This is a genomic window from Arenibacter catalasegens (genome assembly GCF_002909235.1).
Lineage (GTDB): Bacteria > Bacteroidota > Bacteroidia > Flavobacteriales > Flavobacteriaceae > Arenibacter > Arenibacter catalasegens.
This window is the reverse complement of the sequence record NZ_PHQQ01000032.1, coordinates 22,842-49,026: the sequence shown is the minus strand read 5'-3', so window position 1 is coordinate 49,026 and position 26,185 is coordinate 22,842. Positions and strand designations below refer to the sequence as shown.

At 36.1% G+C, this 26,185-nt stretch carries 26 protein-coding genes, 2 tRNA genes and 1 pseudogene; 16 read left to right on the top strand and 13 right to left on the bottom strand.

Translation table 11 applies throughout. From position 1 onward, the window contains the following. Positions 1–10 precede the first annotated feature (10 nt). The 3 genes from mutS to CWD90_RS20280 all read left to right on the top strand — a co-directional run bounded on the left by mutS (position 11) and on the right by CWD90_RS20280 (position 2,943). Entirely contained in the window at positions 11–2,587 is a 2,577-nt protein-coding gene (gene mutS / locus CWD90_RS20290; protein ID WP_103477886.1) for a DNA mismatch repair protein MutS, read from the top strand. A 165-nt stretch (positions 2,588–2,752) separates the two neighbouring features. After that, positions 2,753–2,828 (top strand) — tRNA-Gly (locus tag CWD90_RS20285). Between the two features lie 31 nt (positions 2,829–2,859). Continuing rightward, positions 2,860–2,943: transfer RNA gene (locus tag CWD90_RS20280), tRNA-Leu, on the top strand. A gap of 286 nt (positions 2,944–3,229) precedes the next feature. On the opposite strand, the gene CWD90_RS20275 is transcribed toward CWD90_RS20280, so the two are convergent. From CWD90_RS20275 to CWD90_RS20265, 3 genes and pseudogenes are all read right to left on the bottom strand, one after another. Further along, on the bottom strand, positions 3,230–5,530 hold the full coding sequence (locus CWD90_RS20275) for a relaxase/mobilization nuclease domain-containing protein (protein WP_103477885.1): 2,301 nt from the start codon (positions 5,528–5,530) through the stop codon (positions 3,230–3,232). Then, the gene (locus CWD90_RS20270; protein ID WP_103477884.1) at positions 5,527–5,913 is read right to left on the bottom strand and encodes a hypothetical protein; all 387 of its coding nucleotides are present in this window, start codon (positions 5,911–5,913) and stop codon (positions 5,527–5,529) included. Before CWD90_RS20270 ends, CWD90_RS20275 begins: the two co-directional genes overlap by 4 nt. 476 nt (positions 5,914–6,389) lie before the next feature. Beyond that, positions 6,390–6,686 (bottom strand): annotated as a pseudogene (locus CWD90_RS20265) (immunity 53 family protein). 828 nt (positions 6,687–7,514) lie between these two features. Here CWD90_RS20265 and CWD90_RS20255 point away from each other — a divergent pair. Continuing rightward, on the top strand, positions 7,515–8,348 hold the full coding sequence (locus CWD90_RS20255) for an alpha/beta fold hydrolase (protein ID WP_103477882.1): 834 nt from the start codon (positions 7,515–7,517) through the stop codon (positions 8,346–8,348). 492 nt (positions 8,349–8,840) lie between these two features. Continuing rightward, on the top strand, positions 8,841–10,229 hold the full coding sequence (locus tag CWD90_RS20245) for an FAD-binding oxidoreductase (protein WP_103477880.1): 1,389 nt from the start codon (positions 8,841–8,843) through the stop codon (positions 10,227–10,229). A 446-nt stretch (positions 10,230–10,675) separates the two neighbouring features. On the opposite strand, the gene CWD90_RS20240 is transcribed toward CWD90_RS20245, so the two are convergent. The 9 genes from CWD90_RS20240 to CWD90_RS20200 all read right to left on the bottom strand — a co-directional run bounded on the left by CWD90_RS20240 (position 10,676) and on the right by CWD90_RS20200 (position 16,825). Further along, entirely contained in the window at positions 10,676–10,891 is a 216-nt protein-coding gene (locus CWD90_RS20240) for a hypothetical protein (protein WP_103477879.1), read from the bottom strand. 192 nt (positions 10,892–11,083) lie between these two features. Then, complete coding sequence (locus CWD90_RS20235; protein WP_103477878.1) at positions 11,084–11,380, bottom strand: type II toxin-antitoxin system RelE/ParE family toxin; 297 nt, start codon at positions 11,378–11,380, stop codon at positions 11,084–11,086. After that, entirely contained in the window at positions 11,377–11,601 is a 225-nt protein-coding gene (locus CWD90_RS20230) for a type II toxin-antitoxin system ParD family antitoxin (RefSeq protein WP_103477877.1), read from the bottom strand. The genes CWD90_RS20235 and CWD90_RS20230 overlap by 4 nt, the downstream gene beginning before the upstream one ends. A 106-nt stretch (positions 11,602–11,707) precedes the next feature. Further along, positions 11,708–12,295 carry an O-methyltransferase gene (locus CWD90_RS20225; protein WP_103477876.1) on the bottom strand — a complete coding sequence of 196 codons (588 nt, stop codon included), beginning with the start codon at positions 12,293–12,295 and terminating at the stop codon, positions 11,708–11,710. 160 nt (positions 12,296–12,455) lie between these two features. Further along, positions 12,456–13,016 carry a hypothetical protein gene (locus CWD90_RS20220; protein ID WP_103477875.1) on the bottom strand — a complete coding sequence of 187 codons (561 nt, stop codon included), beginning with the start codon at positions 13,014–13,016 and terminating at the stop codon, positions 12,456–12,458. Positions 13,017–13,075: 59 nt separating this feature from the next. Further along, the gene (locus CWD90_RS20215) at positions 13,076–13,285 is read right to left on the bottom strand and encodes a hypothetical protein (RefSeq protein WP_103477874.1); all 210 of its coding nucleotides are present in this window, start codon (positions 13,283–13,285) and stop codon (positions 13,076–13,078) included. A gap of 72 nt (positions 13,286–13,357) precedes the next feature. After that, on the bottom strand, positions 13,358–14,104 hold the full coding sequence (locus CWD90_RS20210) for a trypsin-like peptidase domain-containing protein (RefSeq protein WP_103477873.1): 747 nt from the start codon (positions 14,102–14,104) through the stop codon (positions 13,358–13,360). Positions 14,105–14,151: 47 nt separating this feature from the next. Continuing rightward, on the bottom strand, positions 14,152–16,134 hold the full coding sequence (locus CWD90_RS20205) for a tetratricopeptide repeat protein (protein ID WP_192878049.1): 1,983 nt from the start codon (positions 16,132–16,134) through the stop codon (positions 14,152–14,154). After that, on the bottom strand, positions 16,124–16,825 hold the full coding sequence (locus CWD90_RS20200; protein ID WP_205161283.1) for a recombinase family protein: 702 nt from the start codon (positions 16,823–16,825) through the stop codon (positions 16,124–16,126). Before CWD90_RS20200 ends, CWD90_RS20205 begins: the two co-directional genes overlap by 11 nt. Before the next feature lie 309 nt (positions 16,826–17,134). Between CWD90_RS20200 and CWD90_RS20195 the strand changes: the two genes are divergently transcribed. The 11 genes from CWD90_RS20195 to CWD90_RS20145 all read left to right on the top strand — a co-directional run bounded on the left by CWD90_RS20195 (position 17,135) and on the right by CWD90_RS20145 (position 23,923). Next, a complete protein-coding gene (locus CWD90_RS20195; protein ID WP_103477871.1) occupies positions 17,135–17,989 on the top strand; it encodes an AraC family transcriptional regulator in 855 nt (284 codons plus the stop codon). A gap of 72 nt (positions 17,990–18,061) precedes the next feature. Beyond that, entirely contained in the window at positions 18,062–18,739 is a 678-nt protein-coding gene (locus tag CWD90_RS20190; protein WP_103477870.1) for an SRPBCC family protein, read from the top strand. A gap of 2 nt (positions 18,740–18,741) precedes the next feature. After that, positions 18,742–19,422, top strand: coding sequence for an SRPBCC family protein (locus CWD90_RS20185; RefSeq protein ID WP_103477869.1), 681 nt, complete (start codon positions 18,742–18,744; stop codon positions 19,420–19,422). A gap of 7 nt (positions 19,423–19,429) precedes the next feature. Next, complete coding sequence (locus CWD90_RS20180; protein WP_157941284.1) at positions 19,430–19,831, top strand: hypothetical protein; 402 nt, start codon at positions 19,430–19,432, stop codon at positions 19,829–19,831. Positions 19,832–19,838: 7 nt separating this feature from the next. Further along, entirely contained in the window at positions 19,839–20,822 is a 984-nt protein-coding gene (locus tag CWD90_RS20175) for an NAD(P)-dependent alcohol dehydrogenase (protein WP_103477867.1), read from the top strand. A 95-nt stretch (positions 20,823–20,917) separates the two neighbouring features. Further along, a complete protein-coding gene (locus CWD90_RS20170) occupies positions 20,918–21,364 on the top strand; it encodes a hypothetical protein (protein ID WP_103477866.1) in 447 nt (148 codons plus the stop codon). Position 21,365: 1 nt separating this feature from the next. Then, on the top strand, positions 21,366–21,578 hold the full coding sequence (locus CWD90_RS20165; protein WP_103477865.1) for a helix-turn-helix transcriptional regulator: 213 nt from the start codon (positions 21,366–21,368) through the stop codon (positions 21,576–21,578). Between the two features lie 5 nt (positions 21,579–21,583). Further along, entirely contained in the window at positions 21,584–22,285 is a 702-nt protein-coding gene (locus tag CWD90_RS20160) for a DUF4386 domain-containing protein (RefSeq protein ID WP_103477864.1), read from the top strand. 15 nt (positions 22,286–22,300) lie between these two features. Next, entirely contained in the window at positions 22,301–22,606 is a 306-nt protein-coding gene (locus CWD90_RS20155; RefSeq protein WP_103477863.1) for a hypothetical protein, read from the top strand. Positions 22,607–22,756: 150 nt separating this feature from the next. Further along, on the top strand, positions 22,757–23,218 hold the full coding sequence (locus tag CWD90_RS20150) for a GNAT family N-acetyltransferase (protein WP_103477862.1): 462 nt from the start codon (positions 22,757–22,759) through the stop codon (positions 23,216–23,218). A 6-nt stretch (positions 23,219–23,224) separates the two neighbouring features. Beyond that, positions 23,225–23,923: a hypothetical protein gene (locus tag CWD90_RS20145; protein WP_103477861.1), complete on the top strand. Its 699-nt coding sequence runs from the start codon at positions 23,225–23,227 to the stop codon at positions 23,921–23,923. Positions 23,924–24,062: 139 nt separating this feature from the next. On the opposite strand, the gene CWD90_RS20140 is transcribed toward CWD90_RS20145, so the two are convergent. Continuing rightward, complete coding sequence (locus CWD90_RS20140) at positions 24,063–25,277, bottom strand: site-specific integrase (RefSeq protein WP_103477860.1); 1,215 nt, start codon at positions 25,275–25,277, stop codon at positions 24,063–24,065. Positions 25,278–26,185 lie beyond the last annotated feature (908 nt).

The following is a 26,185-nucleotide window of genomic DNA, read 5'->3' as shown; positions in this document are numbered from 1 at the left end:
AACCCCTTTAATGAAGCAGTACAATACCATTAAGGTGAAATATCCTGATGCCTTATTATTGTTCCGCGTTGGGGATTTTTACGAGACTTTTGGAGAAGATGCCGTAAAGGCTTCAAAAATACTGGGCATTATCCTTACCCATCGTAACAACGGAGGAGACAGAACAGAACTGGCCGGCTTTCCACACCATTCCTTAAATACTTATTTGCCCAAATTGGTAAAAGCGGGGCAACGTGTTGCCATTTGCGATCAGCTGGAGGACCCCAAACTAACCAAGACCATTGTTAAAAGAGGTGTTACTGAACTGGTGACCCCAGGCGTGGCCATGAACGATGATATTCTATCGGCCAAGACCAACAATTTTTTATGTGCTGTCCATTTTGGACGAAAGCGATTGGGGATATCCTTTGTAGATATATCTACAGGAGAATTTTTAACATCGGAAGGCAATGAAGAACAGATAGACAAATTACTTCAGAATTTCTCACCCAACGAGGTATTGGTATCAAAAGCCAATAAAAAAGAATTCCTTGAAGTATTTGGCAAGAACTTCCATACCTTTTTTACGGAAGATTGGATCTTTCAGGATGATTATGCCCTGGAGACACTTACCAATCATTTTAAAACTAAAAGCTTAAAAGGGTTCGGTGTAGACCATTTATCCCATGGAATAGTAGCGGCAGGGGTGGTGTTACATTACCTTTCCGATACCCAGCACAGACAATTACAGCATATCAATACCCTTCAACGTATTGCGGAAGAGGAATACATTTGGATGGATCGGTTTACTATAAGAAACCTGGAACTATACCATTCCAACAACCTAAATGCGGTTACGCTTATAGATGTCATAGATAAAACCATTTCGCCTATGGGTGGAAGAATGCTAAAAAGGTGGTTGGCACTTCCTTTGAAAAATATCGAAAAAATCCGAAGAAGACATCAGGTCATTACCCATCTTACCGATAATGAAGTTGCCCACCATAAATTGCAAAGTGGCATTAAGTTGATCGGGGATTTGGAACGGTTAATTTCCAAAGTGGCCACGGGAAAAATAAATCCCAAGGAAGTGGTTCAGCTTAAAAATTCCTTGGAGGCCATTGTACCCATAAAACAAATCACCACCCAAAGTAAAAACGAAGCCCTAAACCTTATTGGGGATCAGTTACATACCTGTGATATGTTAAGAGCCAAGGTCAAAGAAATGATCAGTGAGGAGGCTCCTGTCAACATGCTAAAAGGCAGTACTATTGCAAAGGGATATTCAGCCGAATTGGATGAGCTCAGAGGTCTTGCTTTTTCTGGCAAAGACTATTTGGATAAAATGCTGAAAAGGGAAACTGAGCGCACTGGCATTAGCTCCCTGAAAATAGCCTCCAACAATGTCTTTGGTTATTATATAGAGGTACGCAACACCCATAAGGACAAGGTCCCCGAAGATTGGATCCGAAAGCAGACCTTGGTAAATGCCGAACGTTATATTACCGAAGAGCTTAAAGAATATGAAGCTAAAATATTAGGTGCGGAAGAGCGAATTCTAAGTTTGGAGCAACAGTTGTTCTCCCAATTGGTAGTTTGGATGCAGGAATATATTGCCCCAGTACAAAATAATGCTTATCAAATAGCCCAACTGGACTGTCTTTGTGGATTTACCCAATTGGCCAAGGAAAACAATTATGTTTCTCCGGACATGGATGATTCCACCGAACTATCCATTATTGGAGGCAGGCATCCAGTAATTGAAAAGCAATTGCCCTTGGGAGAGGCCTATATTGCCAACGATGTAAACTTAAATAGGGACGAGCAACAAATAATCATGATTACCGGTCCCAACATGAGTGGTAAATCGGCCATTTTAAGGCAAACGGCGCTAATTGTTTTGTTGGCTCAAATGGGCAGTTTTGTACCGGCCGATTCCGCAAAAATTGGTTATGTGGATAAAATATTTACACGTGTAGGTGCCAGTGACAACATTTCCATGGGAGAATCTACTTTTATGGTGGAGATGAACGAAACCGCCTCCATTCTTAACAATCTCTCCGAACGCAGTTTGGTCCTATTGGACGAAATAGGACGTGGCACTAGTACCTATGATGGTATCTCTATTGCCTGGGCCATTTCGGAATACCTTCATGAGCACCCGGCGCGGGCAAAGACCTTATTTGCGACGCATTACCACGAGCTAAATGAAATGACCTCTACATTTAGTCGCATTAAAAATTTCAACGTATCAGTAAAAGAATTAAAAGACAATGTCCTCTTTTTAAGAAAATTGACCCCTGGGGGCAGTGAGCATAGTTTTGGGATACACGTGGCCAAAATGGCCGGCATGCCACAGCAAGTCATCCATAAAGCCAACAAAATTCTTAAGAAGCTGGAAAAATCACATTCCAGCGAAGAACTCACCGATAAATTACAATTGGTACAAAATGAAATGCAGCTTAGCTTTTTTAATTTGGACGATCCATTATTGGAACAGATAAAAGAGGAAATTACACACTTGGATATCAACACCTTAACCCCTGTTGAAGCCTTGATGAAACTTAACGAAATTAAGCGTTTGCTCACCAAAAAGAAAAATGCCTAGGAGTTGTACCAAAAGGCCGTATCGCTCATAATTCCTTTCTAATATATTCACCTTGGGCATATTATAAATATTTTGATTCTTTTTAGCGAAAAGTTCTTTGCTTTTTATAGAATTATATTAAATTTGCTCCCGCATCCTGAAAAGGATGCACGTTCATTTTAAATTGCGAAAATAGCTCAGTTGGTAGAGCGCCACCTTGCCAAGGTGGAGGTCGCGGGTTCGAATCCCGTTTTTCGCTCCATTGTAAAAATGCTACTGCACAGAGCAGCTAGGCTCGAGTGGTGGAATTGGTAGACACGTTGGACTTAAAATCCAATGGACATTAGTCCGTGCGGGTTCAAGTCCCGCCTCGAGTACAAGGGAGATAGCCGAGGTTTTGCCTCGGCTTTTTCATTCGAAAAAAAGTACTTGGTACAACATAGGTACAACAAATCGTATTTTTCCTTTGCCTTTTTGTTCCTTCATTCTAATTGTTATTAGCTGTCTCGGGCTAAAATTCATAGACTAGGTTTCTATTTTCATTTAGTGAAACACTATATCATACTTTACCTTAGCAAGGTTTTAACTTTCTTTTTACTCCCTATCCATAAAAAAGTACCCCATAGAGTGCTAAATCCAATTACTAAATCACTTTTTTGAGTTCTAAAACGAAAGTCCCCTACCCTTTTTCTTAGAATAATCAGTCATTTCATCCTTGAACCCGTTATAGACCTCTTCTTGTCCTTTGCCCCGATTGCCCAATAATGAACTGATGGCATAAACACCTTTTCTGATCAAACGGTTTTGTTGGATACTGGATTGCCTTTTGATTGCTTCGTCCAAACTTTTACGAAGTCCGCTGTCCATATGGTGCTGCACCATCTCTGGATGCAGGTTGGGATAAACCTTTTCCTCCGTCAACATAAAAGCTACCCTATCGTACATCTCCCTTTCCATTAAATGGCCCGCCCATAGGTTTTTTAGATTATCTCTACCATCTTTAACAAGTCCGCCGATGACGGTATATTGTTCCTCTAATAGTTTAGTTATATCGGGAATGGAGTTCAAATAAAGGCCTGTCTTTTTAGACAGCGTATAACTAGTTCCGTTGTCCGTATAAATGGATTTGACTTCGAAATCATTTTCCGTTCTGGTAAAACAGAACCCTTTGGCGTTGAAAAAAGCGATATAGTCTTTCGGTGATTTTTCATAGGGTGCGTGCATGCGTTCGGCATATTTTAGGTAAGAACCCAATGCCGCACTCTCGTACCGTTGCCTATACATCGGTGCCATTGTTTGATAAAGTTTCGGAAATACCATGGGAAGAAAAATGGCAGATGCCGTCAGCTTAGTGCTGTTATTGGAATTCTGTGCCGTTAATAGTTCCAGCACCGAATGATTTTGACGTACAAATCCAGCGGACACATATTCCTCCATGGCCTTGGAAAAGGGCAGTTCGCCCAAACGAACGGGGACCTTATGCCTGTTCGAATTGGCAAAAGACAACTGGTTATCGTGATACTTTACACCCAAAGCTTGGAATAAAAGCCGGACGCTTCCCTTTTCCATCCCAACATCGAAAATGCCCTTTTCCAATACCTTGCCGATAAGGTTGAACTTACCTTTCAAGGTTTCTATTTCCTTCTTGGTCTCCAATTGGAACAATCTATCCCTTACCGTTGGGAACTCTCGTTTAAGTATTTCCGGCAGCAATTTTTTTTGAGCCCCTGGTAGATAGCGTTCAAAGAATATGTGGATTTTTGAGTCTATAATAAACGGAAGGATATCCATTAGATTTTTGGTCATAATACTTTCCGAGAGCAGTCCCTCCCGTTTTGGGGATTTAAGATAGGTTGTTTGGAATGCCTCCTTTATCAGTTTTTGGATCTCTATTCCGAACTGTTTGCTGTCGGTATCAATTTCGGTATTTTCGATTCCATTTCCGAAAATTTTGGGTCGTTTCTCCATCCTGATGTATTGCCCCAGCTCCCTTTCCGTGAATACATATCCAGATCTGTCATAGATGCTATATCCCTTGATGGCATCCCCTTTTCTGTCCAGTTTGATGTCGATATCCTGATATTCCTTGAGTACTTCTGGTAGTTCGTGTGGACAGATGGACTTGAAAAGACCATAGGTAGTTTCTATTTGTTTCATCAAACGCTTGCGGTGCATCGGAAGTAGCTTCGATTTTGAATTGGCCTCGAAATTTTTTTGTAGTTTGGGGCCGCTCAAGCTTCGGTGCACGGTGGAGCCGTTGATGAACCGGGTCCTATAGCCCTTTTGATTGTCCAGGCCATAGGCCACCCCTATCCTCCCCGATATGTTTTTTGTTTGCCTTACCTGTATGTGATAGGGTTTTACGAGTTTTGCCAGTTCCCCGAAACTCCTCACTTTGTGTTTCTGCAGGATGCCGTTCAGTACGTCCTGCAAATAGAACTTCGTCCCTTGGGCAGGGTCCGTGCCGAACTGTAGTTCTGGCGACCTGTAGACGGGGAGTTCCCTCTGCTGTTTTATCCGTGGCGATGGCGATAGGCCGAACTTTTTTTCAAGGTATTGCTGGGTCGCCACATTCCTTCGGTAGCTGTTGAAGATTCCGAGGACCTTTCCATCATTGTCCACATTGGTCGTAATTATATGGACATGCTCATGGCCGGTATCGGTGTGCCTTACCATTACATAGGGCTGTTCCCCGTAGCCCATTTGCTCCATATATTCCCTTGATACTGCTTGGAAGGTATTGTCATCCAGGTGTTCCCCTAGGGGAAGGTTTAGGGTAATATGGACATAGCGGTTCTTGGTGGCATTACGTTGCCCCTGGAAATGGAGTACGCTACCGAAGAATTTATGTGATATGTACTGTGAGTACATATTCCCATAACCGAGTATGCGCATACCTTCCTTGCCGAAGACATAGTTCAGCATTCCCTGACAGCTTTCCCCATATCCTATCCTTCCTATCATCCCAATTGTTCTTCTTTTGTGATTTCGATAAGTACATCCATAAGTTCATTGGTCCTTTGTATCTCGTCTACCAAACTACTGTTGGGACTTCTCTGGTTCTTGAAGTGTGCCAGTTTTACCAACTGGTTGATGTTGCTGCCTATCCTGTTGATAAGGTGGGCTATGTCCAAGGTGTTCGGCAGCCGTTCCTTTTCCTCCGATTCCCTGTCCAATACCAACCTTCTCAGAAGGGGGCTTATCACGCCCCGCTGCGAAATGTCCAGGTTGTAGGTTCCGGCAATTGTCTTGAGTCTCTCATATTCCATATCGTTGAACCGGAGCATTATGTTATGGTACCGCTTACTTTTTCCCAATCGTTTTCGGCCTCTTTTCCGTTGTTCCATTTTCTTTGACCTTTTAGGCAAACACTTCGTCAGAAGTAGACAATTCTAAGTTACTTAGAATACAACTTGCTATCTTTTTCAAAGATAAATGTAGTTGATTAATATTACATATAACTATCTTATAATCAATAATTTAACCTCTTAAAACATATGAAGCCATATCAGTATAAATGGGTGCAGACAGAAAGTTTGTCTGGTCCAATATGGTATTGAAAAAATTAAGGAATCATGGAAATATCCAAGTTTTTTGTGGGTAGGGAAAGGAAAGGGCAAGCGGCTTTTTTTGCCGTTTGTTCTTTTGAGCGGTTCCGAGGGGGTTAAAAAACCAGAAACGGAATGACCCTGGATGCGGATTGGCGGATTTTGTCCGCTAAGGTGGTTTTGGAGTTGAGTGTTTTTTAACTTCCGCAGGGGCAAGGGAAAAACTATCCTTTGTTTGAACTTTGGTGAAGCACAGTTCTTTGTTAACAATTGTATTAATTTTCGAGTTTCTCTATCATCTCTTTAAATAAGCCTAATAGAAATTTTAGTTTTCCGGAATCAACTGCAGTATTAAATTTTTGATTCTCAATTTTCACACCATACCAATCTTGTTTTCCATTTTCGTTAAGAATCCAATTTATATTAGTATTTGCTATAGAAGTTTACGAAATGTCAATTTCTACATCCCACCCTGAATTGTCTAGAGTGGTTATTTGGATACCTGTGCCATGTTCCCATTCCCCATCACAATTATCCTTAAACCATTTCTGTATCCAATCTAAAATTTCCATTTACCTTAAATTATTAAAATTTGAATTTTTATTTGGACTTTAAAATGCCTAATAACTTGAACGAAGATATCGAAAATGTTATTAAGGGGTAATGCCAGATGAACACCTAATCACTTACCCTGTTAACAAAGATGTCTATAGCCATAAAGAGCATTCCAGCAGGGTTGAAATCACACGGCCATTGCAATATATGGAAGGTGAGTTTGGTTAATGGTATTTTCTGCTTAATAGTGGATGCTGTTATTTACGTTCAACAAAAAATAATCCTAATTTTTATAAAAGGTTTAAAAAATAGTCTTACTTTTAGATTACAACAATTAATTCTACATTTTGTTGCTTGGGTTTTAAGACCTAAGATATTTTTCAAGCATAAAAAATATCCCCCCCGTTTTAATTCCTCTTAAAGGGGAATATAAATAATTCCCTCATTCTCTTGCAGTTGTTTAAGCACTGAATTTTAAAGGGATAATAAGCACAGTTGTCTTTGGCAATGTGAGAATATATAATAAGTGTTTCCTCTCAAAAGCACGTATTATTGGGGAAAGGGTTACGACATTCGGAAGTGTTATAATTTGTTATTAATTCTTGTTAAGAAATTGAATAATATTTATTTACAATTCCAATTGAACTGAAGTTGACCTCTATTTAGCAGACACATCTTTTTTTTTTGGAAATCGAGTGTTTGATACATTAATTATACAAAGAATATATGATCAATGACGACATTCATATGTTGTAAGCAAACCGAACAAAGACCTTCTTAATTGCAGTGCTTAAAAAGTTTGCTATGAAGCAGAATTTTTTCTCACCCATCTAATAATAGAAATCATGATTTTACCTAAAATGCAACTTACCGAAATCAATGGTGTGGAACTGGAAATCCTGGATATTGGATCGGGAGAACCCGTCATGTTTGTACATGGTGGTATGGGAGATGAATGCTTTGCGATGCTCGAAGAGCCTGCCCTCACCAACCGTTATCGTCTAATTCACTATCATCGGCGGGGGTTTGGAAACAGTGAACGCCCCAAAGCCCCAGTCAGTATTTCACAACAGGCGGCAGACTGTAAAGCGGTTTTGAAACATTTGGGAATTGAAAGGGCGCACGTGGTAGGTCAGTCCTACGGCGGTGTTATTTTGTTGCAATTCGCACTGGATGCCCCAGACTCCGTATATTCACTTGCCCTGTTGGAGCCCGCCTTGCCATCAGTGCTCTTTAACTCTCCCGAGTTCGGTGCGGGGGCTGCAAAAGCAGGATCCCTGTATGAGTCGGGTAATAAGGTGGGCGCAATAGACGGCTTCGGCCAGGAGGTAGCCGGTGCTGATTACCGTGCAGACTTTGAACAGACGTTGCCGTCAGGCTACTTTGAACGCTGGGTGGCGGATGCCGATACGCTCTTTCAGTCTGATGTATCGGCACTTCAACCGTGGATGTTCACGCCGCAGGATGCAACCCATATCACTCAGCCGGTGATCAATATGAGTGGAGCTGATAGCAGGCCCTATTTTCGTGAAATTTTCGCGACGATACAAACATGGTTGCCAAATGCAGAAAATTTCATTGTACCTAATGCAACTCATGCGATGCTGCAAACGAACCCAAAAGCTGTTGCCGAACGATTAGCAAGCTTCTTCTCGAAACACCCATTGCAAGCAGGATGACATACCGCCTGGTGGAATTCATTATAATGACGGCCACAGGATTTAAAAGTAAAAAATTTTTTACCGATGTATAAGAGATTTATGAACATCTTATTCATCTGCATCATCTTTGTTGCATCAAACAAAACAGCGCAAGAGGCAATACCATCAAATGATAAATTCGCAACCATTAATAGTTTAAAACTTAACTACGAGGAATCAGGCAAGATTCTTACAACAAAAGTATTTGCAATAGCAGGGGGCGACGTGCGAGTCCTCGTCTCCAAAATTACTATCAGCAGTAGTTCAGCATGACGTTAGTAATTTAGCTTTGTGCTTAAGTTCGGGTAGAGTTTTTCAATCAGCGATAGTCCGGGCTGGACGTTTTTCAAATATCCCACCAACGCAAAGCCGTAGACGTTGGCAACAATTTATTATGCCAGGTATATAGATTAGTTTAAGAACCACATGCTTACAGGAAGTTATCTAAATATTCATTTAAAATTTTAACGCATGTTAGATCAAATAACAATTCAGGAATTTTCGCAAACCTTAAGTCAACCATTAATTATGCCTTTCGACCCAGGGTATGATGAAGGCCGTTCTGTCTGGAATGGAATGGTTGACAAACGACCAGTAATGATAGCAAATTGCAGAAATGCAGAAGATATAAAAAAGTGCGTGAATTTTGCTCAAAGCCATGATTTATTGGTCTCTATCAAGGGTGGGGGACATAATGTTGCAGGAAAGGCAGTTTGCGATGACGGCTTGATGATTAATCTTTCGCAAATGAATGCTGTTGCTGTTGATCCGGTTAAAAGAACAGTCAGAGTTGAATCGGGAGCTACACTTGGTGAGCTAGATAAGGAAACTCAAAAATTCGGTTTGGCTACCCCTGTGGGTATTGTGTCAAAAACGGGAATAGCAGGTCTGACTTTGGGAGGAGGCATTGGCTATTTAGGGCGTAAACATGGCCTTACTATTGATAATTTATTATCCGTAGAAATAATTACTGCTAAAGGTGATTTAATATCTGCAAATGAAACCGAAAATTCAGATCTATTTTGGGCACTTCGCGGCGGTGGAGGAAATTTTGGAGTGGTTACATCTTTTGAGTTCAAACTACATGAATTAGGTCCGGAAATTATGACTGCACAGATATTTTATCCTATTGAAGATGCTAAACAGGTGCTTAAGTTTTATAGTGAGTTCACATCAAGTGCCGCAGAAGAACTTGCAGGTTATGCTTTAGTTGTAAAAGTTCCGCCCGCAGATCCGTTCCCTGAGGCACTTCAAGGAAAAATTGCAATCGCACTTGTGGTAAGCTATGCAGGTAGTTTGGATGATGGTAAAACGGCTCTGGAACCCCTTGAAAATTTTGGAAATCCAATTCTTCGGGTAATAATGCCCATGTCCTATATAGCACTGCAAACAAGTTTTGATAAGGGTGCTCCTAAAGGAATGCGATATTACTGGAAAGCACATTATATAGATCATCTTTCAGACGAAGCAATAGATGTTTTTGTTAATAACACCAATCATATCCCAGGAGAACTTTCCGTTGTTGGATTTGAACCGTTTGGAGGTGCGATCACCCGGGTAGAAGAAAGTGCTACAGCATTCCCTCAAAGAAGCGCCTCTTATGTTTTAGGGGTATGGTCAGGTTGGATGGAGGCTGAGAATGACGAAAAAAATATCAATTGGACTCGTGAATTTTATAATAAAATGACACCTTTTGCTTCTGGTGGTGCATATAGTAATTACCTTGATAATGATGATAGCGATAAAATAATTGCTTCATTTGGTTCAAATTATTCGCGCCTGCAAGATGTTAAATATAAATATGACCCTAATAACTTCTTTAAACTTAATCTAAATATTATACCAAAACCAGATTTATAAGTGTACTAAATGGATTAATAATTTCTTAACTCCATAAAGAATTTTATTATAATAGTGAAAACGGTGGCCTTTAAAGAACTGTTGCCATTCGAGTAAGCAAGGGGAGTTTCAACTCAACCTCCTCACAGAACCGTACGTGAACCTCTCGATTCATACGGCTCTTCAAGATCATGTTGGCAATTTGTCGCATGGGCATACACTTCAATGGGCAAACAAACTGGGTTGCATTTTTTACAACGTGTTGAGCCATCGACGGCTCTTGCGTTCATCATGGTGTAGATAGTGAAGAATGGAGTGAGGATGGTTTTTCGAAAAAGATATAATTTATTGTTGTAGAACTCTATTAGTAGCAAAAACAATGTGTCGATAATGGCTTTCGATTTGAAAAATAAAGTCTCTGGTTTAATCCAGAGTTGATATTAGGTTTTCGTACCCTTTATAGAAATTTATCTATCTATTGGAGTTGCCTGTTTCATTATTAGGTTCTGAAACAATTTCACGGTTCTTTCTTGGAAGGCTTCGGGAATTCTACCACCTATAATCCATTCGTTCTTGACCAATTTCCCGTGTTTGACATTGAACTCTTTCTTAAGGCAGGCCAATGCTACTTCCCTGGTAGGGACATCCATTTGCTCGAATAAACGCCTAATATTGTCGGTCATGGGGTGGTTTGGTAAGCCATAAAAATATTCGAAAAAAGGGATCAAAAAAATGAAAATTGACTAAGTACTAATAAAGTTGTCAACAGATTGTCCAGTGCAAGTAGTGGTTAATAATAGGCCCAATTTATAAATTGCTGTTTTTATTCTCAGTTCATACCTGGAATATTCAGTATTCAATCCTTTATTTGAACTTTAGTCTAGAAATTTAATAAGATCTCTTCCTCCATATAAAACTCTGACAATTCTTATTCTGTCTTTTAAAATTCGGTAAAAGATAATATGTGAAATATAAGGCAGACTATATAAACCTTTTTTGATGTCATTCCGTGTCCGACCTATATGATAATTAGCACTCAACTTATCAAAGTGCTCTTCAAGTCCTATTAAATATTTGATGGCTTGGTCCTGTCCGAACTTACCTTCACCGAATTCATAGATTTCATCTATATCGGCTTTAGTTTCTTCAGAAAGAAAATATGGGTATTTCATGAACTCTTCTTGGATGCTATTATTTGGCTCATTGACAAATTACTGTCTGGGCCATCCCATCCTTTTTCAATTTCCTTCCTTAGATCCTGAATAACCTTTTCTCTATAAATACCATGCAACCTTAAGGCATCTCGTATCACTTCGCTATTATTCTGATACTCGCCTGAAGCAACTTGCTCGTTTATGTATTCTTCCTGTTTTTTAGTGAAACTAACATTCATATCTGAAATAATTTACAACTAAATTAATAAAAAATGTCCAAATAAGATATATTTGGACATAATAATTAAAATTAAGTAAGGTTCAAACTATAGATTTATTGAACTTCTAGTTGTTCAACTTCTTAGTCATAACTATTATTCCTGTTGACCAATTCAGTTTGGTCATATTAAAATCATTTCGAGTCTCCAATTTGGTGGTTAATTGATTGGCAAACTCATCATGTCCATCAGGCCAGTTGGGTTGTCTAGTCATATCATCAATTATATAAAATCCCCCGGGCTTTATTAAATCCAAAATTTCATCCAAATCACTGTACTTCCCTGGCCATGCATCCGCAAAAACCAAATCAAATTTTTCTCCCTTGTAATTTTTGATCCATTTGCTACCATCTTCGCAAATGATAGCAATCCTAGAATCGTCGCCAAAAAAACCTTTAGCAATTTCTTGTAGGTCAGGATCATTGTCAATTGTTGTAAGGAACGAGTTCTCACACATTCCATCAGCCATCCATGATAATGATAGGCCAACACCTGTACCCAATTCCAGAATGTTTGCATTGGGTTTAGAACCTACCAGTGTTTTAAGCAGCGCCCCTACCAATTCATCAGATGGCATAGTGAAACCTATTTCTAGGGACTTAGATTGAATTTGAGAAAGGATTTGGGGTTTGTTTTGTATATTGGAATCGACCATATTGAGCTTGTTTTACGCACAATCTCCTTAATATTCTGGAAAGCGAACAACTGAATGCTTTGCATCTACGATACCCAAAGCATATTTTAATCCTTTATTTGAACTTTAGAGAACTGGACTATGGCTTTCCATAGGATACTGTTGTGCGCAAGCCTCCTCACTATTTTTTTGTTATAATTCGACCAGAATTAATTTCATAGTTATTAATTTTATAAAGTAGTTCTTGTTTTTGTAGTTCAAATCCCGCCCGTACCACGCCATTAACTCCTCTATTGGAAAGTGCAACTACATAAAAAGAATAGGAGTCTTTCGGACTAATTGTAACTTGCAATTCAGACGGTTTATCTATGTTTTTATCTAAAAATGATTTTAAATCTAATCCGTAACCGAACAAGTGATCTTTTTCAATGGTCATTTTTTCCTTTGGTAGATAAAAATTAAAATTTACGTCCGGTGAAGAATGAACCGTGAATGAATCAATTGGAAAATTTATAGTTATTTCCATGTCAGATTCAGTCTCATTAGTTATACAAGTCCAAAATACGGCAAAAACATATTCTTTACCATTAGGATCTGTGTATATATCTCCACCTTTTGGATAACTATTCTGTATCGAGATGCCTTTATTAATGGAATCAGTATACTTAAATTCAGTATCAAAATTTTGCCCCGTTACCGAAAAAGTGAACAAAAATAGGGCAAGAGCAATTAGAAGTTTCATTTATCTCTCTATTTTTTTAGACTTGCGCACATCATCTGAGCTCGTATGAATCCAATCGTTTAATTAGACTTTGATCGTTGATAGTTATCAATTAATGCTTCCGACACGATTTGGGCCTTTTCATCGCTTATGCAATCAAAAGTAATTTTTTGGGTGGTTGTAAATTCTTTTAGCAGCTTGCCAACATCCTCAGCGGTCAGAAAACCATTCTCACTTAAGTTGCCCAATATATCGCTATATCTATGCGACCTAAAACCATCTTCTAACATATCCTTTATTTAAACTTTTAAATCTAATTGAATGGCTAGCATAATTGTAAATTGACCCTAATCTTCGTTATATTAAACAAGCAAATTTTCACCATTCAAATAATCTCTAAAAGTTTTTCCTAAAATTTCGGAGTGTAGGTCCAATAAGTTGTCAACTAAAATTGCAATACCATATTTTGTCGTTTCATATTTCTGAAAGACTGATATTTTATTTTCTTTTTCATCAACTTCCTTTTCTTCGAAGATCATCATTTCTGTTGAAGCGTTCCCAATTATAAATCCTTGAATGTAATGTGTCCTTGAATTATGAAGACTCGCACCTGATATCCCTTTTGGACAATGAAACGATAATTCATGGATTCTAGGTGTCTTTTTGAATTCATGAAACTTTCTTGAAGTAACAACATAACCCTTAAGTCCTCTTACAATTAATTCTTTCTCTAATGCATTTAATCCAAATGGAAAGCCATAGGAGTAAACGTCTTCCAATATTATGGGATTTTTTAAAGACCATTTTTTAGCCTTAGCAATTTTATTGCTCCCTTTCAACTTAAGAATTCCGATATCTAAATCTTCAAAAAGTTCAAACTCTTCGAAGCGGTGATAGGTATATCCACTTTTAGTTTGAAAACTATTTCGAATGGCTATACCCATAATTTCTGATTCATGTGCATTGAGAATACTGTGCGCTGCTGTTATAAAGATGTTATTATTGATGTAAGAGGCTGTGCCAAATAAATTATCAGCAATAGCCTTACTATTTGCAAGATGATAACCAATTACCGGGAAACAGAACTCTTCTATTGATTCGGATGACATATTCTACTTTATTTAAACTTGTAAAAATTTCGATATAGTGTGTTTTTTCAACCTCTATTTGAACTTAATTTACTTTCGGATACTAATTTTAATAAATTCTGAAATTCTGGTTTAAGACGAATAGGATTTAAAATTTCTTCTGTATTCATCCAATTAAAATCATCATATCCCAGGGATATTGCTTTTTCAAGATTTTTAAGGGCCAAATCATTTTGTGATTTTAGAATATTGTAGCACGCTAAATTTCTATATGCCCAGCTATTATTCTTGTCTAGCGAAAGCGATTTATTGATGTCAAGAATAGCTTCTGATGGCTTATTTAACTTTAAAAGACAGTAGCCTCTATTATTATATGCATATGAATCGCTTGGTTCAAATGCAATTGCCTTATTGTAATCTTCAATTGCCTTTCGATATTTAGTCAATTCGCTATATACTATCGCTCTGTTATAATAGGAACTCGCATAAGTCGAATCTAAAGCTATTGATTTATCAAAAATTCTAATTGCCTCGACGAATTTTTTTAAATAACCATAGGTCGCACCTAAGTTATTTATTGCGCTGGTTGAATTTGGATTTAATTCAATTGCTTTTTTAAAATCTTCAATACTTCTTTCATACTGTCGCAATGAGTAATATGATGACCCTCGACCATCATACGCTCCAGAAAAGTTAGGGTTTAGAGAAATAATAGTGTTGAAATCGTCTATTGCATTGTTATATTCCCCAATTGCGTTAAATGCAATGCCCCTATATTCGTAGAAAGCAATATCATTTGGGTTCAATAAAATAGCTTGATTAAAATTGTTTATGGCCTCTAAGTACTGCTTTATAAGACGATTTGTGTTTCCTTTGTTATAGTAACCATGTGCTTCTGTAGGACTCAAGGAAATGTATTTGTCAAAATCTTTTAAGCTCCTATTATATTCCCCTAATTCACTATAAATCGCTCCTCGATTTTGATAAAATGCTTTTTCATAAGGAAACAAAGAAATAGCGGAGTCATAGACTATTAATGCCTTTTCATATTGCATTAAATCAAAATAAGTTTGTCCAATAGCGATGAATCGGTTTGATTTATTTTTCTTTTCAGCAATTACTATATATTTGTCCCCTTTTAGGGTGTCACTTTTAAGCTGAATATAGTTCTCAGAATTTTTTAAAATTTCATCTAACTCTAAAAATGCCATATTTGGATTTTCAGCTTTAACATTTACCAACGCTTTCACCCATTTTTTCAAGGTTATCGAATTAATTTTAAGTGAGTCTTGTTCAATTTCAAGGGTATTGGCATAGCCATAGTTCGAATCATGTTTATATGATCTGGCGCTTATTACAGACCCTAACTTAGAAATCACATTGTCCGAAATGTTATATCTAAATACAAGCTCAGCACCTGTACAATCATTCGTCACGTCTTTGGCTAAACCATAAATTATTAAATCTGCATTATGATTTTTTTGAATTTTTTCCGCATCTTTCCTACTTCTAGGGTTTTTTATACTGTCAACATATTGATTATTAAGGAAAAGACTTAAATCACTATTTGCTGATATGTTATTTAGATTTTCCTGAATTGATCTTCCTATACAATTGGTCTGTTTTTTTCTAAAATCTTCAAAATCTAATATTAACACATTAAAAGAGGTCGTATCGTTATCTTGGAAAATGGGATTGAATTCAATTTTAGTCAAATTAAGGTTGGTAGTCTTTTTTTGATTAATATTATTAATGCCAATAGGAATCCATAATCCAATGACGCAAGCAGCAAGAAAAAGATAAGGTGTCTTTTGAAATTTAGTGACGGTAATAATTGTTCCCTCACTTGTTTTCCATTTGAATTTAGGGAAATAAAAGAGGAATAAGAACAAAATAATTATAACAACAGTACCCCAAATTGCTATGGGTAAGTTTATAAAATCAATAGAACTACTCAACCCATCAGCAAAACTAAAGAATAAAACAACAACAACAAATATGTAGTAAATGCTTTCAATTACGGCTTGGTATTTAGGCTTTCTATTTTCCAACAAAATTATTTTTAGGTTCAAGATGTTTCTGACAAAATGCATTCTCTAAATCTTGGGTCTCATCCCAAAAGATAACTTTACATTCTTTGCAATTTCTTCTTCCTTGGATTGCCAAATATTTATATAGAGTAGGTTTTGACTTTATCCCTACTAATTTCATAATGTCTGTAATAGGCAATTTATTTTCTTTGTAGTAAGAAGATGCTAACATAGCCTTTTGTTTAGCTTCTTTTCCTATTCCTTTTTTACGACCAAGTTGTATTCCTCTGCGCCGGGCACTTTTAAGACCGGCAGTTGTGCGTTCGATAATAATATCACGTTCCAATTGGGCCACAGCTCCAAAAAGCGTAATGATAAACTTACCATGGGCAGAAGTAGTGTCAATAAACGGGTCATTGATACTTTTAAATCTTACACCAAGTTTTTCAAACTGGTCCACTAATTTCAATAGATGTGAAATACTTCTGGCAATACGGTCCAGCTTCCAAACAATGACTGTATCTCCTTCTCGAAGTTTCGAAATCATCAAATCCAAATCATGACGTTCAGCTTTCGCCCCAGAAGAAACATCCCGATAGATATTTTTCTCAGAAACCCCCTCTTTTAAGAGAGCATCAATTTGTAAATTAGGATTTTGGGGTTTAGTACTTACCCTTACGTAGCCAAATAACATAATGGTATAATTATACATCTAAAATTAAACTAGAAAACTATACCGGAAAAATGAACTTACTAGGAGTTATTAACCAAGAAAAATGAAAGTTTAATAATACGGTCGTATAAACGAACTCTAAGTGTCGTATAAAAAGGTAGTTAATGGGAATATTGAAATGGCCCAGAAATGAACACTCTGGGGATTTTTTTTGCACTTGAATAACTATCTTGTATCGCGGCTGCTTTACAGGACCAAGAATATCGGTTTTAAAAGTAGTATCTTGGTAACGCCCATATAATAGATATATGATCGTTCTCCTACTTTATCCGCAATTAAAAGATTTAGATGATAAATAATCACAATTCTATAGACTTATTTGGCAATCCTCTATTTTCCTTATTAGACTTCAATACTCCTATTGATGAAAAACTTCCAATACCCGCGGCCGCCTGCTTTTGTTACATTTTGGAAGGAGAGAATCAATATATAGATAAGGCATCAAATATTGTTGCTACTCGGGGAAATGTAATAATGTCTTTATGTGGAATCACTTTGGGAAGTATGTTGGCAAACCAACAGCCAGGGAAGATAGTTTCCATAATCGTTCACTTTTTACCTGAAAATTTAAAGATTGCTTTCTCTGACAAGAAACCAAAAAAATGGGAAGAGATAAATAGCCCTGTATCAAAGTATGTCGTACAAATGGCCACCAACAAACTCATTGAAAACTATATTAGTGGAATAGAGCATTTATTCGAAAACCAAGCTGCTATAACTGATGAACTACTAATTCTAAAGTTCAAAGAACTCATCACTCTACTGCTTCAAACAGAGAGTTCTTCGGACATCCTTAAAATGGTAAGGAGTTTATTTTCGGAAAGGGAATTTTCATTCAAAGAAATCATCGAAGCACACCTGTTTGAACCTTTGTCAGTAGCAGACTTATCCCAATTGACAGGAATGAGCCTTACTTCTTTTAAAAAAACTTTTAAGGAGATATTCAATGCCACTCCGGGTTTGTACATAATTGATAAAAGAACCGAAGAAGTTGCCAAGCGACTGATGACTATGGACTTATCAATTAGCCAAATAGCTTACGACGCGGGATTTACGAATCCTTCACATTTAAGTAAATGTTTCCAAAAAAAATATGGCGTTTCTCCTTCTCAATACAAACTAAACTTCTTAGACAAGAAATAAGACCTTAGAGGCAACCCTGCTCTCATTCTTCTGTAGATTTTTGCATCTCATTAGTTTTTAAAAATTTGCACGATGAAGAAAAGGACATTTACATGGCACGCATTTACATTTATTCTACTATTTGGCTTGGGCAATGGCTTTCCTATAATAGCACAAGTACAAACCAAGGTTGACCCGGAATGGGAACTCATTAAAGAAAATAATAGAGAGGACTGGAAACTGTACAAAAAAAATGTATCAGGTTCTAAGGCATTTGAATTCAAAATAAGCGCAACGATTAATACATCTATCAAAGAAGCACAAAATGCCGCTATAGATATGATAACAAACCCCAAGTTCTACCAATCAAAAAAGGGAAAATCTTACGGATACTTCAAGATTATTCAACAAAAGGAGAAATCATTTATTCTTTATTCATATATGAAAGGACCTTTAATATTTAGAGACAGGGATGTAGTGGTACACTATGAATTATATGAAAATGAAGCAAAAACGGAAATGGGAATGAAGTGGCAGCATACTAATGCGATAGGTTTTGAACCAAGAGAAAAAGTAATTCGTATGCCAATTGATATTGGTGATTGGAATTTTAAACAGATAAATTCTAGCAAATGTGAAGCTTCACAAACATTACAATTTGATCCAGGTGGGAGCATGCCAAAATGGATGATAAATATGATGGTAAAATCAAGGCTGCCTGAAGATTTCAATAATTTAAAGATGAGTGTTTCATTAATAAACGAAAACTAAAAATGATGAATAAGATAAAACAACTTCAAAAACCAATAGTATTCCTTTTGTTAACAGCTTCTTTTGTGCTTCACTCCTGCACTTCCTCAAAAAAAGCAAACACATTAACTACAACTCCAAAAGACTGGGAGTTAGTTAAAGAAGATAAATCTGGGTGTAAACTTTATTCTCGAGAAACCAATGGTACGGATATAAAGGAATTTAAAGTAGTTGGAATCATAAAATCAGTGTCAGATACCCCACTTTATTGGGTAAAAGACAAAATCATTCAGAATTCAAACTATGAAAAAAGGGATCCAGTAATAGAAATCTTAGAAGATACTCCAACTGGTCTGCTCACCTATTCTATTTCTAAAATGCCGTGGCCGATAAAAGATCGAGAAATGTGCGAACGATATATATATTACCAACAAACGGATAATGGTATTAATGGAATCCGCTGGAAAGAAGCTTGGGAGGAATGTCCAAAACTAGCAAGTAATAAATTGGTTCGTATGCCCATTATCAGAGGGAAGTGGGAATTTGTTTCAGTGGATAATAAAAATACAGAGGCAATATATGTGGCTCAGTTCGATCCAGGTAAAGGAATGCCATCAGGAATGGTGAACAGAATGGCAGGAAAGTTTTTAATAGAAGAATTTAATAGTATCAAGAATTTGTCCGAAGGAAATGAAACTAAATGATCACAAAATGGATGTTAAAATAAAACTTGCAGGTATCTGGACATCTGTAATGTTCTGCTTTGTTTATGGAGATTTTATGGGGCTTTATGTTCCGAATATCGTGCCGGACATAATTGATGGTAAAATGGCAGGAATTGGCAAGGTTACGCCGTACAATTTAGTAGGTACTTCAGCAATGATGATAATATGTTCCTTAATGCCATTTTTCTCTGTTTATCTCAAAGCTGATATTAATCGTATCATAAATATGATATGTGCCGTTTTATTTATTTTTATTATGCTGTTGACGATGATAATTGGAACGCCTGACTCATGGGATCTATATTATTGGTTATTCGGAACAGTTGAAATAACGCTGTTGCTGATTGCTTTTACTACTGCATACAAATGGCCAAAGGAAATAAATTAAAACGTCAATGAAAATTTTATCCTACAAAATCTATGGAGGACCAGAAGTGCTTCAAGTCGAAGATATTCCTATACCAAAACCTAGACCTAATGAAATATTGGTACAAGTACAATCAGTTTCACTTAACCCTATGGATCTGCATTATTTGCGTGCCACTTTATTTCCCTTGCGATTGGCGAATGGATTATTTCAACCTAAAAACCCTTATTTAGGAGCAGATATTTCTGGAGTAGTGACTCAAATAGGCTCAGAAATCAGGTCCTTTAGGAAAGGAGACAAAATCTTTGGCAGAACAAAAGCCGGAGGATTTGCTGAATATACTTGTATTGAAGAAACCAGGGCTTGTATAAAACCTTCAAATATCAACTATCAGGAAGCATCAGCAGTACCACTTGCGGCTATCACAGCACTACAGGGGTTGGATAAGGGTTCAATAAAAATTGGACAAAAAGTACTGATCAACGGTGCATCAGGAGGGGTTGGTAGTTTCGCAATACAAATGGCAAAATATTTCGACATGAAAGTTACTGCTGTTTGCAGTTCAAAAAACATAAATTTAGTAAAATCCTGTGGTGCAGATTTTGTGCTTGATTATACTGAAGATGAACTCAAAGAAAATAAAGAAAAATATGACTTAATTCTTGATATAGTAGGCAATTTATCAGTAAAAGAAACGAAGGGGCTGTTGGCAGAAGGTGGTATTTGTGTTGTTATTGGATTTGAATCTTATACAAAAATGTTCAGTTCATTATACTATAACTTTAAGAAATATGATAGAAAAGGAAAGAACATTAAAATTCTTAATACAAATATAGACCCTGAAGATTTACATTGGATTAAAACGTTAATTGAAAATGGAAATATTAAACCTGTTATTGATAAAACTTACCCTTTCATTGACATAAAAGATGCTTTTCGCCATTTGGCCACAAAAAGGACAAGAGGGAAAATTGTGATTTCAATCAATAATTTCAGTAAAATCAGCCTGTAAACTATCCTTTTGTGAAAATTATGTTAAAAATCTTTTACATTGTGTATAATATTTTTAACTTTGTGTTAAATTTATTTAACTTAATATAGAATATAATGACAACACAAGAAAAACGACCTATAGCATTTTTGATCATCGATATCATAACCTTTTTTAGTTATTACGCCATTTTACTGAATGTTTATAGTGACAAGGTGATATCTATGGGAGAATTACCTTTTTGGGGAGCCTCTATAGTACTATTAATACCGATTATGATTCTTGCTAGAATAATATTATATGTTTTATACAGTATACTTAATTCAGCTTTTACCCGAAAGAAAGAAGAAAAATTTCTTACAGATGAATTTGGTGAACTAATAAAACTTAGGGCTACTAAAAATTTTAGCAACACTTTTATGTTGGGTTTTGTAATAACGATGGGGCTACTTGTTCTGGGGATATCAATTTCAACCATGTTTAAGCTACTCTACTTTTCCGTACTTGCAGCCTTCATAGTTCAGAATATATCTGAATTTTATTACACTAGAAAAGGCATTTAAAATGAAGGATAGCAACATATCAAATACCATAAGGACATTACGGTTTCTCAACAATGAGATGACTCAGGAAGAGTTAGCGGATAAGGTGGGTGTCACAAGACAAACAATAATGTCAATAGAAAAAGGGAAATATTCGCCCTCTTTAGAGTTAGCATTTAAAATAGCAGAAATTTTTGGTAAACCATTACAAGAAATATTCACATACAAAAAATAGAAAAAATGAAAACCATCAAATACAGAAAGACCCACAAAAATGCATTATTTGCAGGACTGTTTTACTTAATTCTCGCCATAACAGGACTGTTTAGTCTTATGTATGCCCTGCCTCAAATAAAGGTTGAAGGGGATATAGCAAAAACAATAACAAATATTAATAATAATCCATTTTTGTTTCGAATTGGAATAGTTAGCATGCTTATTATGAACATAGTTAGTGTTCTACTGGTAATATATCTATATAGATTATTATCGGGTATCAACAAAACTATGGCTTTATCCATGATGATATTAATGCTATTTGGTGCAGGCATATCTGCGTTAAATGAAAATAATCAATTTGCTATGATAGTCATTAACGGCATGAATAGTTTCTCGGTTGAAGAAAGCCAAAATCTAACTAATCTTTTTTCATCAATTTACAATCACGGCTCACATATCTCTGTAATATTCTGGGGACTTTGGCTATTTCCTTTAGGTGCGTTAATTTTTAAATTAGGTACACCTGTTTCAAAATTTTTAGGAATTATGTTAGTAGTGGCTGGAATTGGCTATGTTTTAGATTCCATATTTCTTTTTGTCTATCCAAATTTGGAGGTTCCAACACTCTCGGACTATACTTCATACGGTGAAATTTTATTTATGACATGGCTCTTGATTAAGAGTAAACATATTGAGCAATTAGTCCAATTTCATCATGTTTAGAAAAAACAAAAATTTATGGCTGCTGAGAGTATAAATATTCTAATTCTTAAAACTAATATTAAGTCCAAGAAAAAAGTAAAAATTATCAAACCTATTTTCAACCAACACCCGAGTATTATCAAGTGGTCTGTAGACATAGAAGATATTGATAATGTTTTAAGAATTGAGGCGACTGGAAATATAGAAGAAAGGGATATTATTAGGATTCTAAAATCAAACGGTTTTTACAGTGAAGATTTGAATGACAATGCAATAAAAATGTATACTACAGCTACTTATAAAAATCAGATGACAAAGGTTAAAAACAATAAAGGTTTTTAGTGCTTCAACCCAAAAGACAATATGAAAAGGAAATGTATTAATGTTTGGAACATGGATATCACTTAGGAGCTTTGACCGGAATAATAGTTAAAAATGGAAAGCACATTTTTGGTTATGGACAAAGGGCATTAATAGATAATATGGTACCACATGAAAATTATTGAAAAACATAAAAATGAGTATCTAATTTCAACCAACAAGAAAAAGTTGGATATTTTATTGATTCATGATTTTTTGACAAATGAATCAGATTGGAGCAAAGGAATCACTTATGAAAAGGTTATAAAATCTATTCATAATTCACTCAATTTCGGAGTTTATTTTGAGCAAAAACAAATTGGATATGCAAGGGTAATTTCTGATTTTTCAACTATAGCATATTTGGGAGATATTTTTATTTTGAAGGAATATCGTGGACTCGGATTGAGTAAATGGCTTATGGAAATAATTATTGAGCATAATGATTTACAAGATTTAAGACGCTGGATTTTATTGACAAGTACAGCGGAATGGCTTTATGAAAAATTCGGATTTACAAAGTTACCAAAACCTGAAATCTATATGGAAAAGTTTAACCCCAACATATATCGAAATAATAAAAATACTATTTGAAATGCCATGGAGAAAATAGGTAGCATTAAACATAAACAAAACGAAAGAATATATACTTGGTTGATAGCGCTAATGGCATTGTTAATCTTTGTTAATAGAGCTTTAGCACAAAGTACTAAACCTAATCATACTAAGAGTACAATTGAAAATAATATTAATAATTCAATCTCGTTTATTAAGATAATTGATCACTGGAATGAATCATCTAAAAATGAAGAATATAGAAAAAATGATGGGTTAGGTTTTCTTTACGAATATAACCTTCCTGATGCCCAGGGAATTTCTTATGCGTTGTTTAGAACCTATAAAGGAAATATGAATAATGGGTATATAAGGCTAGATATAAGCAAATTTTCCAACACGCTCATAAGTTTAAATGGACGGTACAAATTCTCTGGATCAGACATTGACCAAGCAAAAGACACACTTATAATTGCGATTTCTAAATACAATAAAGAAAGTAACTCAGAGCTAAAAAGATTTGATGATGGACAAATTACTGAAAACGATTTCTATGAAATGTATTCAGACCCTCAGGCACAATTCCAAAACTTTCATATTAATTTGAATAATTTATATATCCGAGATAATGAATTTCTGGCAATTCAGTTTATTATTAAATCTGGAAGTGATGATAGCTTTTACTATGGTACTTCAAATGCCGTTATTGATAACTTAAGGATTTGCTTTAAGCATCTAAATTAAATATCACTCCAAAACTTATTGGGGGCTAAAATACCTATATCTCTTAAATGAACTTATAGTACTTAATCCCACGTTTATTTAGACTTTTAAAATTGAAAACAATACAAAGAAATTTTTTATAAAATGTGAAGTTTTAAAGTTAAAAGTTTACCACTTTTTCCAAGGCATCATCCGTTTCTCTATGCATAAAATTAGCTTGATAATTTATTGTTGTCGTAATGGAAGAATGACGATACAATTTTTGAAGCATCTGAATCGGAATCTTATCTCCTGCTATGTTCCCGAAACTATGCCGGGCAATATGCATCGTTAGCTTCTTGTCAATCTTCGCCTTCTCTGCAATTAATGTCAAATATTTATTGAACTTTTTTGTCGCTGTCTTTGTTTTGGCAAAAACGTCCTGTAGATTTTCTGTCTTCGCTTTCTTCATTTCCGGAAAGATAAAATCCTTTTCGCTAGCTTTACCTTTGTCATACTGATTCAAAATAGGTAAAAGCTTCTCAGGCAATTTGAGGGATAGTAATTTATCATTCTTGTTCATACGATAGTGCAAGCGATCATCATAAATGTCGCTCCATCTAATCTGCAGCACATCACTTATCCGCATACCTGCCATATAAAAATTAAACAACCAGACATTTCGAGCATGGCTTTCTTGTTTACTTAAATTTTCCAGCCCTTCTATCTCCTTAATTTCTTCTATCGTTAAACCAACTTTTTCTGTTTCAGGAAACTTGATGCGGATTTTATCTGCGCCAAAAGGATAATACTTTCGTTCAACAATCCCTTGTTTGATTGCTCTATTAAAAAGTGTTCGAATGACTACAAGGTTATTTACAATGCTTCTTTGTGACAGCTTTTTACTGACTTTCAAATAACTCATAAAATTCCTCAGAAAGGCCTCGTCTATTTCTTTAAAGGTTAAATAACTATTTTTAGCAAAACGTGCCACATGGTCTACACGCACTTTATCCGAGGCATATCGGGTTAATTTCCCATTTCCTTTGATTTCTTGAAGATAGCCCTCTGACAAATCTTTGAAGGTGGTTTTATTTAAAGGGGCGCTGATTTCATTCTTTATTTGTTTTGACGAAATATCGTCCTTAGTTGTTTGAAGTTCCAATAATTTCGTATTAGCCTCTGATAGCTTAGCAAGCAAGAGATTGTTAAGCCGGACGGCATTAGGATATGATTTCTTTACAATTCGCTCTGTAGCATCCCAATGTTTTAAATCGATAAACTGACCTGTGTAGAGATATGAAGTTCGCCTATCTTTGGTAATTCGGACCGCAAGAGGATAGAGTCCTTGTTTGTTTGGTTTTTTACGTAAAGTTACTTTTACACTTGATGCCATAATAGTTGTTCAACTACTTAAAGATACAAAATTGGTACAACATAGGTACAACAAATTGCGGTTTTGCTCGTATTTTTATGATTTCTGAAAATTATAAATAACTTATAAACAATTGATTATGAGACCACATAGAGCCAAAAGAGACCAATAGTAGTTGGACTTAAAATCCAATGGACATTAGTCCGTGCGGGTTCAAGTCCCGCCTCGAGTACAAATGAAGAAAGACCAAAGTGAAAGCTTTGGTTTTTTTGTGCCTTCAATTTTGCCAAATTTATTTGAGTAAAAATGCAAGGAACAAAAAGAGTAGTCCTGCAAGGACAAGTCCTTTCTTATCAACATGTTCGAATGGGACTCGCCGACAGGCAATTGTCGCCTCGAGCAAGAATACTCTTATTAATCTAATGATTATCAAGGGTTTTTTATTTAACTTATGATTTTCCCCCACACTTTCCCCATATTCATCAAGTAATATTTACAAGACTGTTAAATTGTAAATATCATAGGCCTGTACCTTGTCTAACCTAAACCCCTTGGTGTAATGAAGGCAAAAAACCGCTCCCCAAAGCCTAAAAATTAAAGGTTGCAGGGCCGGATTTCCGCTGCCATCCGAAAGTAGAACGCAAAACTCTGGGAGGTTTTATTGGAGCTTCCTAGTCCATAACTCAACCAAAACCCCATACAAGGTTTTCCGGGTTGCTGAGAATCTGTCTTAAAAAAGGTAATTGACGGGTCATGGTTAATGGCATCGATATTTGTTTTATTATTAGACCAATATTATTTCATTGATAAAAATTTATACCTGGATTCAATCAGAAGTAACCAACCATGCTCCCTCCTTTTGGGTTTTCTCGAAAATAATTGTTGATTTCAGCCCTGCCCAAGCCTGAATATTCAGCAAAATAATACTA